At 71.7% G+C, this 17,577-nt stretch carries 12 protein-coding genes and 1 pseudogene; 7 read left to right on the top strand and 6 right to left on the bottom strand.

Translation table 11 applies throughout. The features are described from left to right. Positions 1-81: 81 nt before the first annotated feature. Complete coding sequence (locus tag OG386_RS41650) at positions 82-654, top strand: NADPH-dependent FMN reductase (protein WP_328792515.1); 573 nt, start codon at positions 82-84, stop codon at positions 652-654. 92 nt (positions 655-746) lie between these two features. Here the strand turns inward: OG386_RS41650 and OG386_RS41645 are convergent, their stop codons facing one another. Then, on the bottom strand, positions 747-1,631 hold the full coding sequence (locus tag OG386_RS41645) for a hypothetical protein (RefSeq protein WP_328792514.1): 885 nt from the start codon (positions 1,629-1,631) through the stop codon (positions 747-749). A gap of 536 nt (positions 1,632-2,167) precedes the next feature. Here OG386_RS41645 and OG386_RS41640 point away from each other — a divergent pair. Further along, a complete protein-coding gene (locus OG386_RS41640; protein WP_328792513.1) occupies positions 2,168-2,797 on the top strand; it encodes a 4'-phosphopantetheinyl transferase family protein in 630 nt (209 codons plus the stop codon). After that, positions 2,797-3,489, top strand: a complete 693-nt coding sequence (locus tag OG386_RS41635; RefSeq protein WP_328793541.1) for a formylglycine-generating enzyme family protein — start codon at positions 2,797-2,799, stop codon at positions 3,487-3,489. Before OG386_RS41640 ends, OG386_RS41635 begins: the two co-directional genes overlap by 1 nt. Positions 3,490-3,557: 68 nt before the next feature. On the opposite strand, the gene OG386_RS41630 is transcribed toward OG386_RS41635, so the two are convergent. Beyond that, positions 3,558-4,901, bottom strand: coding sequence for a lipase family protein (locus OG386_RS41630; RefSeq protein WP_328792512.1), 1,344 nt, complete (start codon positions 4,899-4,901; stop codon positions 3,558-3,560). A gap of 244 nt (positions 4,902-5,145) precedes the next feature. On the opposite strand from OG386_RS41630, the gene OG386_RS41625 reads away from it, so the two are divergent. Beyond that, entirely contained in the window at positions 5,146-6,420 is a 1,275-nt protein-coding gene (locus tag OG386_RS41625) for a PucR family transcriptional regulator (RefSeq protein WP_328792511.1), read from the top strand. Here the strand turns inward: OG386_RS41625 and OG386_RS41620 are convergent. Beyond that, a pseudogene (locus OG386_RS41620) lies at positions 6,320-6,604 on the bottom strand (DUF6461 domain-containing protein); the annotation flags it as partial. The gene OG386_RS41625 and the pseudogene OG386_RS41620 overlap by 101 nt on opposite strands. Positions 6,605-8,039: 1,435 nt before the next feature. Continuing rightward, the gene (locus OG386_RS41615; RefSeq protein ID WP_328792510.1) at positions 8,040-8,372 is read right to left on the bottom strand and encodes a hypothetical protein; all 333 of its coding nucleotides are present in this window, start codon (positions 8,370-8,372) and stop codon (positions 8,040-8,042) included. Between the two features lie 833 nt (positions 8,373-9,205). Here OG386_RS41615 and OG386_RS41610 point away from each other — a divergent pair. The 3 genes from OG386_RS41610 to OG386_RS41600 all read left to right on the top strand — a co-directional run bounded on the left by OG386_RS41610 (position 9,206) and on the right by OG386_RS41600 (position 12,612). Beyond that, complete coding sequence (locus tag OG386_RS41610) at positions 9,206-10,096, top strand: hypothetical protein (protein WP_328792509.1); 891 nt, start codon at positions 9,206-9,208, stop codon at positions 10,094-10,096. Between the two features lie 417 nt (positions 10,097-10,513). Further along, on the top strand, positions 10,514-10,768 hold the full coding sequence (locus OG386_RS41605) for a hypothetical protein (protein WP_328792508.1): 255 nt from the start codon (positions 10,514-10,516) through the stop codon (positions 10,766-10,768). A 755-nt stretch (positions 10,769-11,523) separates the two neighbouring features. Then, positions 11,524-12,612, top strand: coding sequence for an alpha/beta hydrolase (locus OG386_RS41600; protein WP_328792507.1), 1,089 nt, complete (start codon positions 11,524-11,526; stop codon positions 12,610-12,612). A 101-nt stretch (positions 12,613-12,713) separates the two neighbouring features. Here the strand turns inward: OG386_RS41600 and OG386_RS41595 are convergent, their stop codons facing one another. Together OG386_RS41595 and OG386_RS41590 are read right to left on the bottom strand one after the other, a co-directional pair. Further along, complete coding sequence (locus OG386_RS41595) at positions 12,714-15,743, bottom strand: condensation domain-containing protein (RefSeq protein WP_328792506.1); 3,030 nt, start codon at positions 15,741-15,743, stop codon at positions 12,714-12,716. After that, entirely contained in the window at positions 15,733-17,577 is a 1,845-nt protein-coding gene (locus tag OG386_RS41590) for a non-ribosomal peptide synthetase (protein WP_328792505.1), read from the bottom strand. Before OG386_RS41590 ends, OG386_RS41595 begins: the two co-directional genes overlap by 11 nt.

Below are 17,577 nucleotides of genomic sequence, written 5' to 3'. Positions count from 1 at the left end.
ATGACCCACCGCACGTGGTCCGCAGCACATGGCCCTCAGTCCTTTGACCTCAACCGGACTTGATGTTCTACACATGAGGTCATGACCACTCCCCTCCGTATCGCACTCGTCGTCGGCAGCACCCGGGAAGGCCGGTTGGGCCCCACCGTCGCCCGCTGGTTCGAAACCATCGCCGCCGCCCGCACCGACATCGAACTCACCGTCGCCGACCTCGCGGACGCCGACCTCCCGGCACACTGGACCCCCGACCTCACACCCCACGGCCACGCATTCGTCGAACGCCTCGCCCTAGCGGACGCCTACGTGGTCCTCACCCCCGAGTACAACCACTCCTTCCCCGCCTCCCTGAAACAGGCCATCGACATCGCCGGGCAGATCTGGCGGCGCAAACCGGTCGGTTTCGTGTCCTACGGCGGCCTCTCCGGCGGCCTGCGCGCCGTCGAGCAACTCCGCCCCGTCTTCGCCGAACTCCACGCCACCACGCTCCGCGAAACGGTCAGCTTCCACCAGTTCCCCTTCGACGAAACCGGAGCACCCCGCGACACCGACGCCGCCGCACAGGCCGCCACCCTCCTCATCGACGACCTCCTGTGGTGGGGCCACGCCCTACGCACCGCACGCCAGCACGACGAAGGAAAGAACCGAGCCGCCTGAGACCGCCTGCCCCACACCCCGGCTGCGGCTGCCCGGCGGCGGCAGCGCAGCCGGGCAGCGCAGGCGGGCAGCCCGGCCGCCGCTCCCGGGGCTCAGGTGGGAACGGCACGCGGCAGCTCGGGGGCACGCAGTGCCTCCAGGCGTGCCTGCGCCAGCCGCAGGTAACGGGGTTCCAGCGCGGGCAGGGCCCTCAGTAGGGCGAGCAGTTCGGGCCCCGACTCCACCGCCGACGCCCGGTCCCTGAGCTGGCTCCAGCAGTACAGCGCCCCGGCCGCCGCGGCATAGACCTCGGGGTCGGCCGCGCCCTGACCGGCCAGTCGGACCCGACAGGCCCCGATCCACAACGCCGTCGCCAGCAGGAAATCACCCGCCATCCGCGCCAGATCTGCACGGATCTCCGCCCACTGGACCGCCTCCGGGGAGGAGAACCCGTAAGCCTGCCGGACGTGCTCCTCCCACGCCCGGGCCAGGGCAGCCGCCTCCGAATGACGGCCCGCGGTCGCCAAGGCATGGATGTGCGGCCGCGGATCCCCACCCGACCCTTCGCCCGGCACCCGATCGGAGGGCGCCGTGGCCGGCGCGCCCGCTTCCTGCCACGACCCCTGCAGGTCCGGCTGCTGCGGCTGCTGCGGCAGCGGTTGCTGCTGCGGGCCCGGGCGCATGCCCAGCTCGCGGGCGGTCGGCAGGACCAGCGCACCCGGCGGAAGACCCGCCGCTCCCGCCGCCAAAGCGTGCAGCTGCACATCGGCCGGCCGGGACGGACTGCGGCGCAGCTGCTCGATCCAGTGCCGCGTGTAGCCGCTGACCGTACCGCTCCCCGCCGCGAAACCCGGCGGGCACACCACCCCGTACACCTCCGGAGACGGCAGGCCCGGCAGACCGCCGCACTCCTGGAGCAACGGCCAGGCCTCCTTGTCCGCGGCAAGGTCGAGGAGCACCGTCGTCAACCCGGCAGGGCGGCCCCGCAGCTCGCCCACCAGCCAATCCCAAGGCAGAGCCGTGTACCGCACGGCCGCGCGCGCCGTCCCTGCCAGAGCCAGGTACAACCCGCGGCCGCGCCGGTCAGCGGTGAGCCGGCCCGAAAGATAGAGCAACAACGGCCCGGGAGTCGCGGCCGCTGCACGCAACCGCGCCAGCACCGTGTTCGGATCACGCGCCCCGTCCAGACACACCGTGTCCGTCGGAAGCCCGCTTCCCAGCAACACCGAAGCCGGCACCATCGCAAGAGCGGCGAGATTCGCGCTCGGCGCAAGATGCACCGTGCCGCGGCGCACCGCGGCGTCCCCCGCTATGAGAAGGACATGCCCCCGCTGCTGCTGCCCCGGACCGATCAAGTACATGGACAGACCGTACCCACCCCGCGAACACCGCGGCGACCACCACGGGGGAAGTGGACCGCACGGGTGGGCGGGCCGTGCGGCCCGGTACGGCCCACAGAGCGGACGGACCGATCGTCCCGCGTGGAAGAGTCGGGGTGCCGTGCCCACCGGCCACCTCGTCTACTCTCGATCAGATGATCGAGTACGTGAACCAACTCGGCCGCGGTGCACCGTGGATCGGGCCGGCGCCCACGGGCACGGACGCCTCGGTGTGGTCCCTGGACACCGCCGCGGACACGGTCGGCGGGTACCGCGTCGAGGAGGCGGACGCCGTCCTGGACGCCGGCGAACGCGAGAAGGCCGCACAACTGCTGCCCGGCCACCGCCACCGCTACCTCGCCTCGCACCTGGGGCTGCGGGTCCTGCTCGGCGCCCGCCTCGGTCTCGACCCGCGGGAGGTCACCCTGGTCCGGGAGGACTGCCCGTGCTGCGGCGGCCCCCACGGCCGTCCCGCCGTCGCCGACGTCCTGGAGTCCCTGCACCCGGTGGAGAGCGCCGAACTGACCGCCCTCGCTCCACCACGGCGCCCCGGCGCCCTCGCCCGCCTGTGGTGCCGCAAGGAGGCCTGCCTCAAGGCCGCCGGCACCGGACTCGCCCGGGGCCTGGCCGAACCGTACGTCGGCTCCGCCTCCGCCCCGGCACCGGTGACGGGCTGGGTCCTCACCGACCTGCCCGCCCCCGACGGCTACGCCGCCGCCCTCGCCGTGGCCGACCACCACGATCAGGGCCGACACCAACACCAGGAGCAGGAGAACCGGGCATGATGATCACCGTGCCGGGCGGACACGTCGTCCTCTCGGACCGCCGCACCGAACGCAGTTGGACGGTCGAGGTCGCCCCGTACCTCCTCGCGGCGTGCCCCCTCACCCGGGCCGACTACGCGCAGGTGACCGGAACACGGCCCGATGACGGGCAGGACGGCGGGCGCCTCCCGGCACACAGCGTGTCGTGGTGGGACGCCGTCCGGTACTGCAACGCCCTGTCCCGACAGGAAGGACTGACCCCCGCCTACCAGCTCCCCCACACCGCCGGAACCGCCGACACGGCGGACGGCGGGGACGGCGAAGAGGGTCACATCACGTGGGACCGGGACGCGGACGGCTACCGGCTGCCGACCGAGGCCGAGTGGGAACACGCCTGCCGGGCCGGCACCACCGGCCCCCGCTACGGGCCCCTCGACGACATCGCCTGGCACCGCGGGAACTCCGGGGAACGGATCCACGAGGTCGGCGGCCGCCGCCCCAACCCGTGGGGCCTGTACGACATGCTCGGCAACGTCTGGGAGTGGTGCTGGGACGTCTACGACCCCGAGGTGTACGGCTCCTACCGGGTACTGCGCGGCGGCGGCTGGTTCGACGAGCACTGGAGCTGCCGCGCCTCCGTACGACGGCGCAGCCACCCGACGCTACGGATCGAGGACGTGGGACTGCGGCTCGCCCGCTCCCTACGGCCCTGACCGGCCACCACCCCGGGCGCAGGCCTGCCGCGCGGATGAGGCGCGGCAGGCAGGCCCTCGCACGGACGTCAGGACCGCGACGTCGGCTCCTCCGGTGCCAGTGAGTTGCCCGTGGGGATGCGGCCGCAGTCGGACGGGGCCGGCCTGCCGGCGAAGCGGTCACCCAGCCAGTCCAGCGCGGCAGGGGCCCAGGCCACGGCCGCACCCGTGTGGCTGAGCAGCTCGTACTGCCTGTACTTGACGGCGGAGCTACCGGTGGCGCAGTACTGCCGGGCGAGCGCCCGCACGTCTCCGCTGACCATGACGCCGTCGCCCGTTCCGATCCCCCGGTGGTTGCCGAAGGTCCCTTCCAGGAAGCCCGCGTCGCCCTGGGCGATGAATCCGGGGATGGCGGGGGTGGCGGCGGAGCCGAGGTTGACCTTGTTCATCGCCTCCACGAACGTGGGGATCGAGTTGGGGTCGGCGTACTGCGACTTCGCCATCTTCTTCCAGGTCAGCCCGGGGTAGCGACCGATGGCGTCGATGATGGAGCCGTGCTCCAGCTCCTTGTACACCTCCAGGCCGTAGCCGTTGAGATAGGACGTGAGGTCGATGCCGTAGGACCGGGAGACGCCGATGACCGCCATCGGAATGACGCCCGACCAGGCCAGCGAGCCGTCCACGTACCTCAGGTTGTGCGCCGGGTCGACGAGCAGGCCGCCCTCGGCGTAGCCGACCAGCTTGCGCTGCACGTCCGGCGCGTAGCTCGGCGCGAGCGCAGCGGCCCAGTTGGTCGCGATGGAACCGCCGGAGTAGCCCATGAGGCCGAATGCGGTGCCGGAATTCAGTCCGGTCTGCGCCGACTTGGTGGCGGCGCGGATCGAGTCCAGCGTGTTCGTCCCGTACTCCGGTCCCGCAGCGAAGTGCGCCTGCTGCCCCTCGGTGTCCGGGATGACGACGTCGTAGCCCTGGGTCAGCAGGGGCGCCAGGAAGACGGCCTCGACGTTCGGGATGAGGCCGCCCAGGGTGACGTTGCCCGCGATCGCACGGGACGGCCCGTCCTCCGGGTCGAGGGAATCGTAGAACGACTGGTAAGACACCGCCTTGCTGCGGTCACCCGTCGGGCTGCGCACCACCGTGGTCACGTTGGCGGCCGGGCGGCCCTGGGCGTCGGTCGTGCGGTAGAGCAGTTGGACCGCCTTCAGGGGCGTGGAGATGCCGAGGAGGTGGTACTGCAGCGTCCGGGTCTTCAGCACGGTGCCCGGCGCGAAGGCGGACAGGGGCGTGCTGTCGCCATAGGTGTAGAACGGGTCGCTCGTCGTGGCCGTCGCTGCTGCCGGTGTGGACTGGGCGGCGGTGGCCGCCGGCGCGGCGGTCAGGGCCGCCGCGGTGACGACGGCGACGGCGATCAGGCGAACGGCTGCCTTGGACATGTGTCCCTCGATTTCTGGGTGGGGGGCTGACGCGCCGCTACGAGGTCGGGTGCATCGGCGCGTCAGGCCGGGGCTGGCGGCCCCCGGCAGGGGATTGCGGGGAACGATGCGGTCGGGGTCTGCCGCATCTGGCCATCCACCGGTCAACCGTGTTACCAACCAGTAGGACATGTCCCGGAAACATCATCGGGCCGGTAGGCGGCCACGTCTCCGGGGTGGGGAACAGAAATGTGCGAGGTGAATTGTGACCGGATCCAACGCAGTGGGGCGGGACTCGGTACCGCAGTTCGGCGGCGTGCCGGTCCACAAGCGGCTTCAGGACGCCGCTGTGGCGCTGGAACGTGCGGTGATGGTCCGGCTCGTCGAGCGGCTGCCCGTGTACGGCACGCTGTCAGCGGAACACCTCGGCGGTGACATCGCCAAGCAGGTGACCCGCGGCATCCGCAGCTTCGCCGTGGTCCTGCGCACGGGCGAACTGCCCGGGCACGCCGAAGCGGCGGCGATCCGCGAGTCCTCGGCCCGGCGTGCCGACGAGGGCGTGCCGCTGGAGGCCGTGGTCGGCGCCTACCACCTGGGTGCGGAGGAGTGCGCCTCCCAGGTCTTCTCGGCGGCCGAACCGGGTGACCTGGGCGACGTGCTGTTGGTCCAGCGCCAACTGCTCGCGTTCCTCCGGCTGGTGAGCTGCGAGGTCGCAGCCGGGTACGTGCAGGAGCGACAGACGGCGCTCAGTGACGAGCAGGTCGCCCTGCAGTCGTTGCTGTCCCGGCTGCTGGAGGGCGGCAGCCCGCAGGCCGCGGCCGATCGCGCGGGCATCCATCTGCCGCCCAGCTACCTGGTGCTGAGCATCAGCGTGGGACCGCACCCGGACGAGCTGGTGCCCGGCATGAACCATTCGGTCGCCGCGCGTCGCAAACTCCGGCGGCTGCGCAATGAACTGCAGCGCCAGACGAGGGGGGTCCCGCTGTCCGTGCTGTCCGGCGACGGCGGGCTGGTACTGGTCCCGTACGAGACACCGGCCGCCGACTTCGGCCGCGCGGACCGGGACCGGCTCTCCCGACTGGTCCAACAACTCGGTCGGGTGTGCGGCGCCGAGCTCTTGGCCGCGGCCGCAGCCGCAGCGCCGGAAGGCGTCGCCGAGGCCGCCCGGCTGGCCGGCGAGGTACGCGGCGTGGCGGAGGCGTCCGGCCGGGGGCCCGGCCTGTACCTGCTCGACGACGTGCTGCTCGAATTCCAGCTGAGCCGCCCCGGACCGGCCCGGGACGGGCTCGCGGCGCTGCTCGACCCGCTCGATGCGCGCCCGGAACTGCTGTCCACGTTACGCGTGTTCCTCGCGTGCAGTCTTGACCGGCGCCGGGCCGCCGCCCGACTCCAGATCCATCCGAACACGGTCGACTACCGTCTGCGCAAGGCGACCGAGTTCACCGGACTGGACGCTGCGCGCGGAGCCGATGCACTGACGCTGCGCGCCGCACTGGCGGCCCACGACGCTGCCCGGTCGGGCGGACCCGACGCGGGCTGACGGGCCGTGACCCTCGAACACGTCCGTGCGGCTCGGGTCGGGCGGCGCAGGGTCTGGAGTGCGAGACGGCACGCGTTTCGGCTGAGATCGCCTCCATGAGGTCAGCCCGCATGTCCAGGCCGCCTCCGAACTCCAGGAGGAGAGTCCGGTCCCCTCGCTCGCCCTGCACGGTGAACGCTCCGGCGGGCGCCCTGCCCTCGCGGTCGCGGCCGGCCGTCGTCCTCCCGGACGGGGTCGACTACCGGCCCTCGGCCCGCGCCGAGGCGGGTCTGGTCGATCTCCTGCCGCTCACGCCCCCCTACCGACCGGATGACCGGAGGGCAGGTCCGCCTTGTTCCTCCTCGTCCCTCTCCAGAACGCTGATTGCGCGACGGCGCCAACGCGTGACGGCTACGACGAGGATCGCCCCACCCAACAGGCTGACCAGCGGAACACCCCAGGCTGCGGCCGTGAACAGGGTCCCGAGTGACTCCATGACGCCCCCTCTCGGGACGAGAGCACTCCGCGTGCGGCACCGTGGACGGCCTAGCGAAGACGGTCAGCCGGGCACTACGGTGGGACACGAAGACCTCGGCGCGGTGCGTTCCTCGACAGCTCCCACCGCACCGGAGGTCTTCACCATGTTCAAGACCTGCCGCGTGCCACGACGTTCGTGCTGAATCAGAGGTGGCGGTGGCCCCGCACCCACACGGTCCGGCCGCCGCCGTGGCCCACGAACCGCAGTTCCTTGACCCCTGCTGCGGCAACGCGGGCAGGTGAAGTCGACGGTCTCATACCCTTCGAAGGTCGTCGGCCGCCGTTCACCGCACCCTCGGCCGCGTCAGAGTCGGCGCTTCCGGGCGGCGCGGCATCGCCATCGGGCTGCCGGCCGTCACGCCGTAGAACTCCCGGCCGGAGCACGGCATCCGTTCAGTGCCCGGGGTCGCGGTCGGGGTCGGGCCGGACGGGAGGGTCAGGGTTTCCGAGGGAGAAGCACCACGAACATTCGTGGGGGTCGCTCGGGGCGCTCGTTCGACGAGGCAAGGGCAGGGGGAAGCCCGCCCTGTATTCGTCCTGGAGTACGGGTATCGATCCCCTCTTCTCTCTGGGCGGAGTGACCGCGTCGGCCGTGCCCGCGTCGGCGAGGCGGCGCGTCACGCGCATCAGCGCGGCCCGGACCGTTCTCACGGCACGGGCCGCCCCCTTCCGGACACGACGTCGTGCAGCCGACCAAGACCCTCTATCCGATAAGTCACCACAGGAGCCATGCTCATGCCCCTTCACGAAATTCAGTTACTCCTCGGTCGCACGGAACAAGAATAGGTGGATGATAATTTTTCTATTTTGGGTATTTCCCGCCCTTTGCGTCAGCGCTTAGTACGGAGGTGCGTCGAACGGTAATTACACGGACCGCCGACGGTGCGGACGGTACAGGCGGGTACTAGGGCGTCGAGATCCGGCAATGTACGAATTGCCGGGGTTTTTGCACTACTGGCGATGTGCAGATTGCCGGGGTTTTTAAGGATTCGGCATTGACGGTTGCTCTTTCCGCCGCATGCACACCTCGCCGACGCGAGGAATTGCACGGCATTCCGTTCGAGATCATCGGCACATCATCGTGTGGCAGTAGCATCGAATGCCTATCGCGGGCGCGGACCCTCGTCGCCGGGCGCCGGCATCATCCGGCCCACCGGGGAGCACAAGGGCCAGTACGGTTCGTGGACGACCCGGAGCGGCTCCACACCGGGGCCGGCCGAGACGCCGGCAGATGCCTCCACCTGCGCCGCGGCTTGCCCGCGAGACAGTCGGAGGTCATTGACGTGGCAGGACAAGACGTGCTCGAACCGCTGCTGACGCCTCAGCTCAAGGGCGTCCACGCGCCACAGTCGGCCGGTCCCTGATGACGCGAACGCGGTGCAGCCCGTACCCAGTGCGGCGGAGAGCAGCACGATCCACAGGAGAAGATGTCCCACAGCTGATCCTTTCGAAGGCGGAAGCTCGAGGGAGCCCACGATCTGAGCCCCGTCGATCGTCCGGCATAACGCAGAGGCATATGCAGGGTTGCGCCCCGACCACCGATTGCAGCAATGCGCAGCAATCTGCCGACCCTTGGCATTTCAGCCGTTTTAGTGATGATCAGTCAGCGAGTGGCGGCGAAGCCGGCGACCGGCGTGCGCGTGTACGGCGCACGGCGGAACGACGCCGGAGCGGCGACATGGAGGGATGAAAATATGGCGAGTCGGCGGTGCGTGCAGACGCATCCGGTCCTGCACGGGCGACGCCGCCGGTCGGGCGCGTAGCGCGCGGCAGAGTCGTCGCGGGCCCGCGCGGGCCCGGCACTCATCGCCTCCCTGAGCTGCGGATTTGCAGTGCGACAGGACGTGGTCGCCGAGCTATCGCCGTGTTACCGGAATCGACTGGAGGTAGGGTCGAAACTTATCCATCCACCACGATCACCCGGATGGCGCATACCCTGACCAACATCGACAGCGTTTATGGAATATGACAACAGCAAAGCCCCCCTTCTTCTTCCGTAGGCCTCTAGAAGAAGGCGAGGGGGGAGGTGGTTTTCACACCGGGACTACCCGGATCGGAAAGTGGACCTTCACTCCAGGATCGGCGGGCTGTAGCGAGAGCCGGCACGCAACGCTGGAAGACGAGGGCCTAGAAATCGATCTGTGTTACTCGTCCTCGGTCCTCGAGGACTTCCTCCATACGATGAGCATGATCCAAGTCGACTTCGACCGGAGGTCGGGGAGCACCGCACCGTCCACGGCCGTCGACGAGCGCTCGGGCGGCAGCTCCCGTGCATGAGTCGTACGGGTACCCGGACGTCCACGGCTTCCCCCCGCAGCCGGCCACCACCATGTCCTGGCTTCGGCCGGAGCACGGGGAGCCGCTGGGCAGGTCCGGCGAGACGGAGCTGTCGTGGGATCCGGTGGAAGAGCTCGCGAGCCTGCTCCAGGAGAGCCCCGGACCGGGACAGCCGGAGTCCTTCACCCACGTCGGCTACGACCTCACGGGTGACACGGCCAGCACCATCGGCCTCGTCGCGGGCTTGAAGCAGACCCCCATCGAGCGACCCGCCAAACGCGCTTCCAGCGGGCACCGTCGGAATTCGTCGAGGACGCCGGTGGCGACCCTGGTGCAAACGGGCAGCCTGTTCACCGCCCTGCTGGTCGCCGTCATCGCCACTCTGGTGAGCATCCTCAGCGGGATGGCCATCTGCGACGCCCTGCGCCACAGCGCCGGACTCCACACGGCCCGCGAAGTGGTGAGCTGGTGGCCCCTGTTGATCTACGGGCCCTGGACGGTCGCCTCGCTGTCCATCCTCAGGTCCGCGCTGCACCAGCGCCGTGCGGTTCATTCCTGGTCGATCGTTCTGTTGTTCTCCACCTTGGCGACGCTCCTGTGCGTGGCCCAAGCACCCAGAACGCTCGCGGCGGAGATGTCGTCCGCCCTCCCGGCCGTGGCGGCGCTGGCCTGCTTCCAGCAGCTGGTCCGTCAGATCACGCTCACCAGGCCGCCCCGCCAAGCTGCTCCCCGACACCGGAACCCGTCGGCATCCGTCCTTGGGACCGGGCAGACGGCCACGGCCCGCAGCGGCCCGGACGGTGTCCGTCCCGGGTACTCCGTGGCAGACGGAAGGGCGAGCCGCACTCCGTCCAACGGCGGCAGGTTCGGGTACGGCGCATGACGGTCGTACCCGAGGCACCGGCCGTCTGGCTCCCGCACGAGCGGGCCGGCGGTGACGGCGCTGCCGGACCACGACGCAAGAGGGCCGAAAGGCCCGTGCGGGGCGACCGCGAAAAGCGGAGGCAGTGACAGCCGCCAACTTCCTGGACAACCCCGTCCTTCCCATGCGTCACAAGGGTGCTCGCCTGCACCTTTGAAACGAAGATCGAAAGCGATAGTCACGGGCCGTGCGAAGACTCAACCCGACGGTCCATGCCCAGGTCCGGGCCCCGTTCACCGGGCTGCTGCCCGAGCCGAAGCTCGCACCCCGAGCGACGCGGCGCCCGTGCCAGCGGCGTGCCCAAGGCAATGGCCGAGCCGTGATCCGGCGCCTCACCTCCCGCATTTCCCACTCCTCCCACGAAGGGCAAGAACCACGGTGTACGAACTGACCCACGCCGAGCGGATGCAGTACAAGCGGCTTCAGGACGCCGCCTACCAGGACGGCGAAGAAGCAGTCACCAACCTCCAGGCGGCGCTCGCGCTCGCCGGCATGACCCTTCCCTCCCTGTGCAACGACGGCCCGGTGGCCAGCCACGGTTTCGTGCGGCTCGGTGGGTGCAACGCGGCCGTCGCCAACCGGCTCGCCGAGGTCATCGCTGCGGGCGCCGACGCCCTGCAGTACCAACGGTGAACCTGCAGCGGGCCCCCGTGTGCCGACCGTACGTCGTCGCCGAGTTCGGGTCTGCCGGCCGAACCCGCCGCGGGCCCCTGGCCCGCTAGGTCCTGTCGTCAAAGTGGCGTCGGCCGAGCCCGCGGCGTCCGGTGCCGTGCATGGCAAGGCAGAGGGCGCCCGTGTACTGGACGTACTCGGGTGCCCCGACAACGCGGCCAGGTGCGGTGCCGGGCGTCGCGGGCCCGACGGGACTTTGACGACAGGGCCTGGGGCTGACCTGCGCGAACCGCCCGTGCACGCGCGCCCACCGCGTCCTGGATGTTTCGGCGGCTGCGGTCGAGACATCCAGGGCCGACGGCGCGTGCACGTGGAGGAGCGGGACACCTCCGTCACCCTCGGCTTCGCGACCCCGTGGCTTCCGACCCGGGTCGGGGCCGGCTCCGGAGCCCATGGCCGTCGCCCTCCTGGTCCGCCCGCTCCTGAACTTCGTCGTCCACGGGCCGCCCGCGCTGAGCCTGACAGTGACGCTGCGGTCATGCCCGTGCGGCGTGATTCCGCCAGCGTGGTGACGGATGGGCCGGTTGCCGCCGCTTCACCGAAATCGGGGACGAGCGGGGCTGGTGGGACAGCCGGAGTGACGCGCTCATTTGAAATGTAAACGACATTTATTGCACATTTTTGCAACCCTTCGGGTCGGAAAACACATCCAAAGAGGAGAAGAGCCCACCCGTTCTGCCCGCCCGAGGGCAGCCGCCCTGTTCGGAGCGAAGTTCGTGCACGAGTACCCGCAGCCACAGCAGCCCAGGCGATCCCGCAGGAAGGTGTGGATCGCGTCCGCGGTGGCGGTGGCCCTGCTCGCCGGCACCGGCGCCGGGTTGATCTACTGGAAGACGGACTGGTTCGACGGGAACGGGGAGTCCGTCAGCTACGGGAAACCCTCTGCCGGTGCGGAGGAGAAGAAGGAGACCGGCGGCGGGAAGCAGGCCTCCGCGCCGAGCGCGGACCCGGACGTCTCCCTCCCCACCGGCCCGTTCACCGACTTCAAGCAGACGGTCAAGCTGGACGACGGCACCCGCATATCCAAGGCCCGCGTGAAGGGCGCCAAGTCCGGCTTCGACGGAAGCGTCTGGGTGTGGACTCCCAAGGAGTACGACCGCCCGGAGTACGCGAAGAGCGCCTTCCCCGTCATGATCGCGCTGCCCGGAGGCAACGGGAACGCCGACAACTACTGGGCGACCATGCCGAAGCTGGGCCTCCAGAAGGCCGTCGCCGAGGGCGCCGCAGCCGGCAAGAGCCTCCCGTTCATCCTGGTCATGCCGATCCTCAACCCGGACGCCAAGTACTACTACGACGGCTCCGACATACCCGGCCAGGCCAAGATGGGCACCTGGATCGGTGAGGACGTACCCGACCTCGCCCGGGCCAACTTCCGTACGTACAAGTCCCGCGACGGCTGGGCCTTCATGGGCAACTCCTCCGGCGCCTTCGTCGGCCTCAAGCAGCTGCTGCAGAAGCCGGACCGCTTCCGGGCCGTCATCGCCAACGGCGGCGAGATCGTCCCGGACTCCCCGCTCTGGAAGGGCCACCAGGCGGAAATGGACGCGAACAACCCCGAGAAGCTCGCCCCGAAGCTGATCAACGACAAGGGCCCCGAGGTGAACATCCTCTTCCAGTACGGCACCAAGGAAGGCGGCCGCGACCGGATGGAGAAGTTCCAGCAGCAGTTCGGCAAGGGGCCGATCAAGGTCTCGATCCACGAGATACAGGGCGGCGACCACAACGGCTGGGACTACGTCCGAGGCATGACGGAGGGCCCCCTGGAACAGCTCAGCAAGCTGATGAAGGGCCCGAAGCCGCAGTAAGCGGCAGGTGCGCAAGCGTGAGCGGTCTGGCCCCGTTCGCGCCGTCGAAGGGCGCGCTGCTGCGCCCGGAGCCTCCCGGGGGCTCCGGGCGCAGCAGCGTGTCAGCCGTGGTCAGGCGGCATGGCATCGATCATCTCTGCCAGTACGGTCCGCCGGTCCTCTCCCGGGCGTGCGCGCAAAGGACGGGCCAGGCGGGCGCTGTCGTAGTGCCAGCGGTGGTCGAGGTCCCGGGGAACCGTCCCGGTTGCGCGGAGGTCCGCGCGGGAGCCGAGCAGTTCCGTGAGGTCCTGTGCCAGGTCGTGCCAGGACACGTGGCCGCTGCACGCGTTGGCGACTCCGTGCACGGGCCGGTCCAGGCACTCGGCCACCGCACGGGCCAAAGCGGCCGCGTGCACCCAGGCGGCTCCGTACCAGTCGTGTCCGCCGGTGCCGGGGCGCGGCAGTTCGATCGGCCGGCCCTGGCGGGCGGACTGGTAGAGCGTGCCGATGGCACCCCAGCGCAGCTGTTCGCGCAGCCGGTCGTGCGCGCCCCAGACGATCGGTGACCGTACGGCGCTCGCGCCCCCGCGCCCCTCGGTCCCCGCGGCGCGCAGCAGCACGGCCTCGCAGTCGAGCTTGGCCCTCCCGTACGGGCTGACGGGCTCGTGGGACGGCGACTCCTCGGCGACCCGGTCCGTCCCGGGGTGCCCGTAGGCGTCGACGCTGCTGACGAAGACGAACGGTCCGCGCCGCCAGGCGTCGACCATCGTCTCCATCGCCGCCAGGTCCACGTCGTGCCGGGTGAAGGTGCAGGCGGCGTGGACCACCGCGTCCGCCTGTGCGACGGCGTCCCGCAGCCCGGCCAGGTCGGAGAGGTCGCCCTCGATGACGTCGACGCCCTCGGTGGCGATCAGATGGGCGGACTCGGGCCGGGCCAGGGCCAGCACGGGGCGGCCCTGCGCGGCGAGTTCACGTACGACGAACGCGCCCACGCCACCCGTCGCGCCGGTGACGAGCACCGTGCCCGGACGGATGTCCCGGGAGCGGGGGGCCGGCCTGCTCGCGGCCTTCGCGGCGCTCTGCCGTGCCGCCCGTTCGTCGAGGAGCGCGGTCAGCGCCCGGGGCGTACGGGCCTGGAGCACGTCGAGGCCCGTGAGCGGCAGTCCGAGGTCCGTACGCAGTCGTTCGGCGAGCTGCACGGCCTTCAGGGAGTGGCCGCCGAGGGCGAAGAAGTCGTCGTCCGGCGACGGGGCGACGCCGAGCACGGCCGTGAAACCCTCCTCGACCGCCCGGGCCCGGGGGCCGGACGGGCTGCTCGGCAGGGACGGCCCGGGCAGCCGGGCGTGGTCGAGCGTCCCGGAGGCCGAGCGCGGCAGCGCGTCGAGCAGCGTGACCGTGGCGGGCACGGCCTCGGGCGCGAGCGACCGGCGGAGCAGGCCCAGCAGTTCGTGACCGGACGGGCCGAAGCTGTCGTGCAGGACGGCATAGGCCACGGACGGTCCCTGCTCGGGCTGGACCACCATGGCGTCGGCCACGCCCGGGTGGGCGCGCAGCGCCTGCGCGGCCGGGTGGCGGTCACCTTCCCGATCGGCTTCCCGATCGGCTTCCCCATCGGCCTCCCGATGGGCTCCGTCCCGGGGGCCGGAGCCGTCGTTCGGACCGGGGAGGGGCAGCTCGCTCAGGGCGCGTTCCGGGTCGGCCGCGACCGCGTGGAGCAGGGCCGCGTAGTCCCGTGCGGCCGCCTCCGCCACGGTGTCGTCCAGCGTGTTCGCGTCGTACTGGACGAGCGCCAGGGGCGGTGCGGCGTCGCCCGGCACCAGGCCGTAGGACAAGGTGAACTTCGCGCCGTCGGAGGGGATGTCGACGTACTCCGCCGTCGTGCCCGGAAGCCGCAGGACCGTCGGCTCGCCGAGGACGTCCGAGGTGACGCGGACCAGTGCGGTGCCGTCGGCGCCGCGGGCCCCGGCGCCGAGGCGTTCGAGGACCAGGTCGAAGGGGATGTGCCGGTGGCGCTGGGCTTCGAGGAGCGCGTCGCTCACCCGGCGCAGCAGTTGGGCGAAGGACGGGTCGCCGGAGACGTCCACCCGTACGGGCAGGGTGTTGACGCACAGGCCGACGAGGCCGCGCATGGCGGTTCCGCTGCGGTGGGTGCCGGCCACGCCGATGACGAGGTCGTCGCCGCCGGTGAGGCGGTGCAGTGCGGCGAAGGCTGCGGTGAGCGACACCGCGAAGAGCGTGGCCCGGCGCTGTGCACCCAGCGTCCGTAGGGCGTCGGGCACCCCTGGCGCCAGCGGCACGGTGTGCGCGGCACCGGGACGGGCCGCCGTGGAGGCAGCGGCGGCCGCCGGCTGGGGCAGCCGCGGCGGGGCGGCGTCGGCGAGCAGGTCGCTCCAGCGGTTCAGCTCCGCCTCGAAGCCGGGCAGGTCGTCGTGCTCACGGCGCGCGTGGTCGGCGTACTGCGGCGGTGCGGCGAGCGCGTGCCGACCCGTTCCGTCGGTGGCCGCCGCGTAGAGGACGGCGAGTTCGGTGGCCACGGTCTCCAGTGAGGCGGCGTCCACGGCGATGTGGTGGAAGGTCAGCAGCACCGTGTGGTCCTGCGGGCCGTGGCGCAGGACGAGGGCCCGTACGGCGTCGCCGGCCGCGAGGTCGAACGGCCGGGCCGACTCGCGCCGCAGCAGCTCCGGGGCGTCCGTCGCGCCGGTGTCGACGACGTGCACGGGGACCGTCCGTGGCGTCGGCAGCACCTCCTGGTACGGCTCGCCGTCGTGCTCCGCGTAGCGGGTGCGGAGAATGGCGTGCCGGGCCACCAGCTGGGTGAGGGCGGTGGCGAACGCGGCCGCGTCGAACGGACCGCGCACCCGGGTGGCGAACGGTACGTGGTACGAGTCGCCCGCGCCGCCGAGCCGCTCCATCAGCCACATGCGGCGCTGGGCGCGGGAGAGGGGAACCCTTCCGGCCTGCCGGGTGGTGGCGGTGGTACCGGAGGGGACGGTGTCCCGGGGCGCGCGGCCGCCCTGATCCGCGCCCGCACCGGCGGTGGGACCGGCCTGGGCCGTCGCGCGGCGGGCGGTTCCGGCCCGGGCCCGGCGCAGCAGCTCCTGTTGGAGTTGCTGGCGGCTGTTGCCGGCCGCGGAGTCGGTGTCAGTGGACATCGCTGTGCTCCGGGGTCTCGGGGTGGAGGTCCGCATGGGCGGCCAGGAGGGCTCGTTCGACCAACGCGGCCTGGGCGGCGACGGTCGGGGCGGCGAAGAACTCGGCGAGGGAGAGTTCCACGCCGAGTTCCTCGCGCAGGTCGTCGGTGACGGCGAGGGCGAGGAGGGAATGGCCGCCGAGGAGGAGGAACTCGTCGGCGGCGCAGGTGACCTCGACGCCCAGGGCCTGGCTCCACACCTCGGCGACGGCCTGTTCCAGCGGTGTCATCTGCGCCGCCGGTTCGTCGGCGGGCGGGCTCTGGGCGGCGTGCGCGCGTGCGGTGTCCGCGCGTGCGGCGAGTGCGCGCCGGTCGACCTTGCCGGCCGGGGTGAGGGGCAGCCGTTCCAGCACGGTGACCGTGTCGGGAACCAGGTGGGCGGGCAGGACCGCGGTGAGCCGCTCGCGCAGCGCCGCGCCGTGCGGTACGGGACCGGCCGCGGGGACGACGAACGCGACGAGGCGGGCCTCGGGGCTGCCGGCGGCGTCGACGGTGACGGCGGCGTCGTCCACGTCCGGCTGCTCGCGGAGGGCGTGTTCGACCTCGGCCGGTTCGATGCGGAAGCCGCGGACCTTGACCTGGTCGTCGTTGCGGCCGTGGAACTGGAGGATGCCGTCGGGCCGGAGGGAGACGATGTCGCCCGTGCGGTAGAGCAGCCCGCCAGCGGCGGCGGGATGCTCGACGAACCGTTCGGCGGTGAGTGCGGGCAGGCCCGTGTACCCGTGGGCGAGCCTGCTGCCGCCGATCCACAGTTCGCCCCGGTCGCCGTCCGCGACCGGGTGGCCTTCGGCGTCCAGGACGTGCGCCGTGGCCCCGGAGACGGGCCTGCCGATCGGTATCGGCCCCTCGCAGTCCTGCCCGGTGACCCGGTGCGCGGTGGCGAAGGTGGTCGTCTCGGTCGGCCCGTAGCCGTTGACGAGCTCCAACCAGGGGAAGGCGGCGAGCACCTCACGGGCCGGTGCGGCGGCCATCGCCTCGCCGCCCACGACGACCGAGCGGAGCTGGGCGAAGACGCGGGAGCGGCGTGCGGCGAGCTGGTGGAAGAGGGCCGTGGTGAAGAAGGCCACGGTCACGCCGTGCCGTTCGACGTGCCGGGCGAGGTCCTCCAGGGAGGGCCGCTGCTCGGTGCAGACGACGACCGCGGCACCGTTGGCGAGGGCGCCCCAGACTTCGAACGTGGAGGCGTCGAAGGTCATGGGCGAGTGGAACAGGACGCGGTCGCGGCCGCTGAGGGTGACGTAGTCGGGCGCGCTGACCAGCTCGGCGATGGCCCGGTGCGGCACGAGGACGCCCTTGGGACGGCCGGTGGAACCGGAGGTGAACATGATGAATGCCGGGCTGTCCGGGTCGGACTCGTCGACCGGTCGACCGGTCGTGAGCGGCTCCTCGGGCAGGGCGAGGGCGGGGCCGGGGAGTGCGGCCGCGTCCAACAGCTTCGCGTCGCCGACGGTGAGCGTCACTTCCGCGTCGGCGATCATCGCCTCGGTGCGCGGGCGGGGCTGGGCGGGATCGAGCGGCACGCACACGGCTCCCGCCAGCCACAGCCCGAGCTGCGCCACGACCGTGCGGGACGACCGCGCCGTCAGGAGCGCCACCCGGTCGCCGCGGGCCACGTCGTGCGTGCGCAGGTGTGCCGCGAGGGCCCGGCCGGCCCGCAGGAGACGGCCGTACGTGAGGGTGGTGTCGCCGTCCACGACGGCGAGGGCGTCGGGGGTGAGTTCGGCGTGCCGTGCGACGAGTGCCGGCAGGGCGGTCGCCGGGCCGGCGGGCAGCAGGGTGGTGGGTGTGGGTGTCAT

Origin of the sequence: Streptomyces sp. NBC_00273 (genome assembly GCF_036178145.1) — a bacterium.
Classification (GTDB): domain Bacteria; phylum Actinomycetota; class Actinomycetes; order Streptomycetales; family Streptomycetaceae; genus Streptomyces.
Note: the sequence above shows the minus strand (reverse complement) of the source record. Positions and strands in the feature narration are given on the sequence as shown.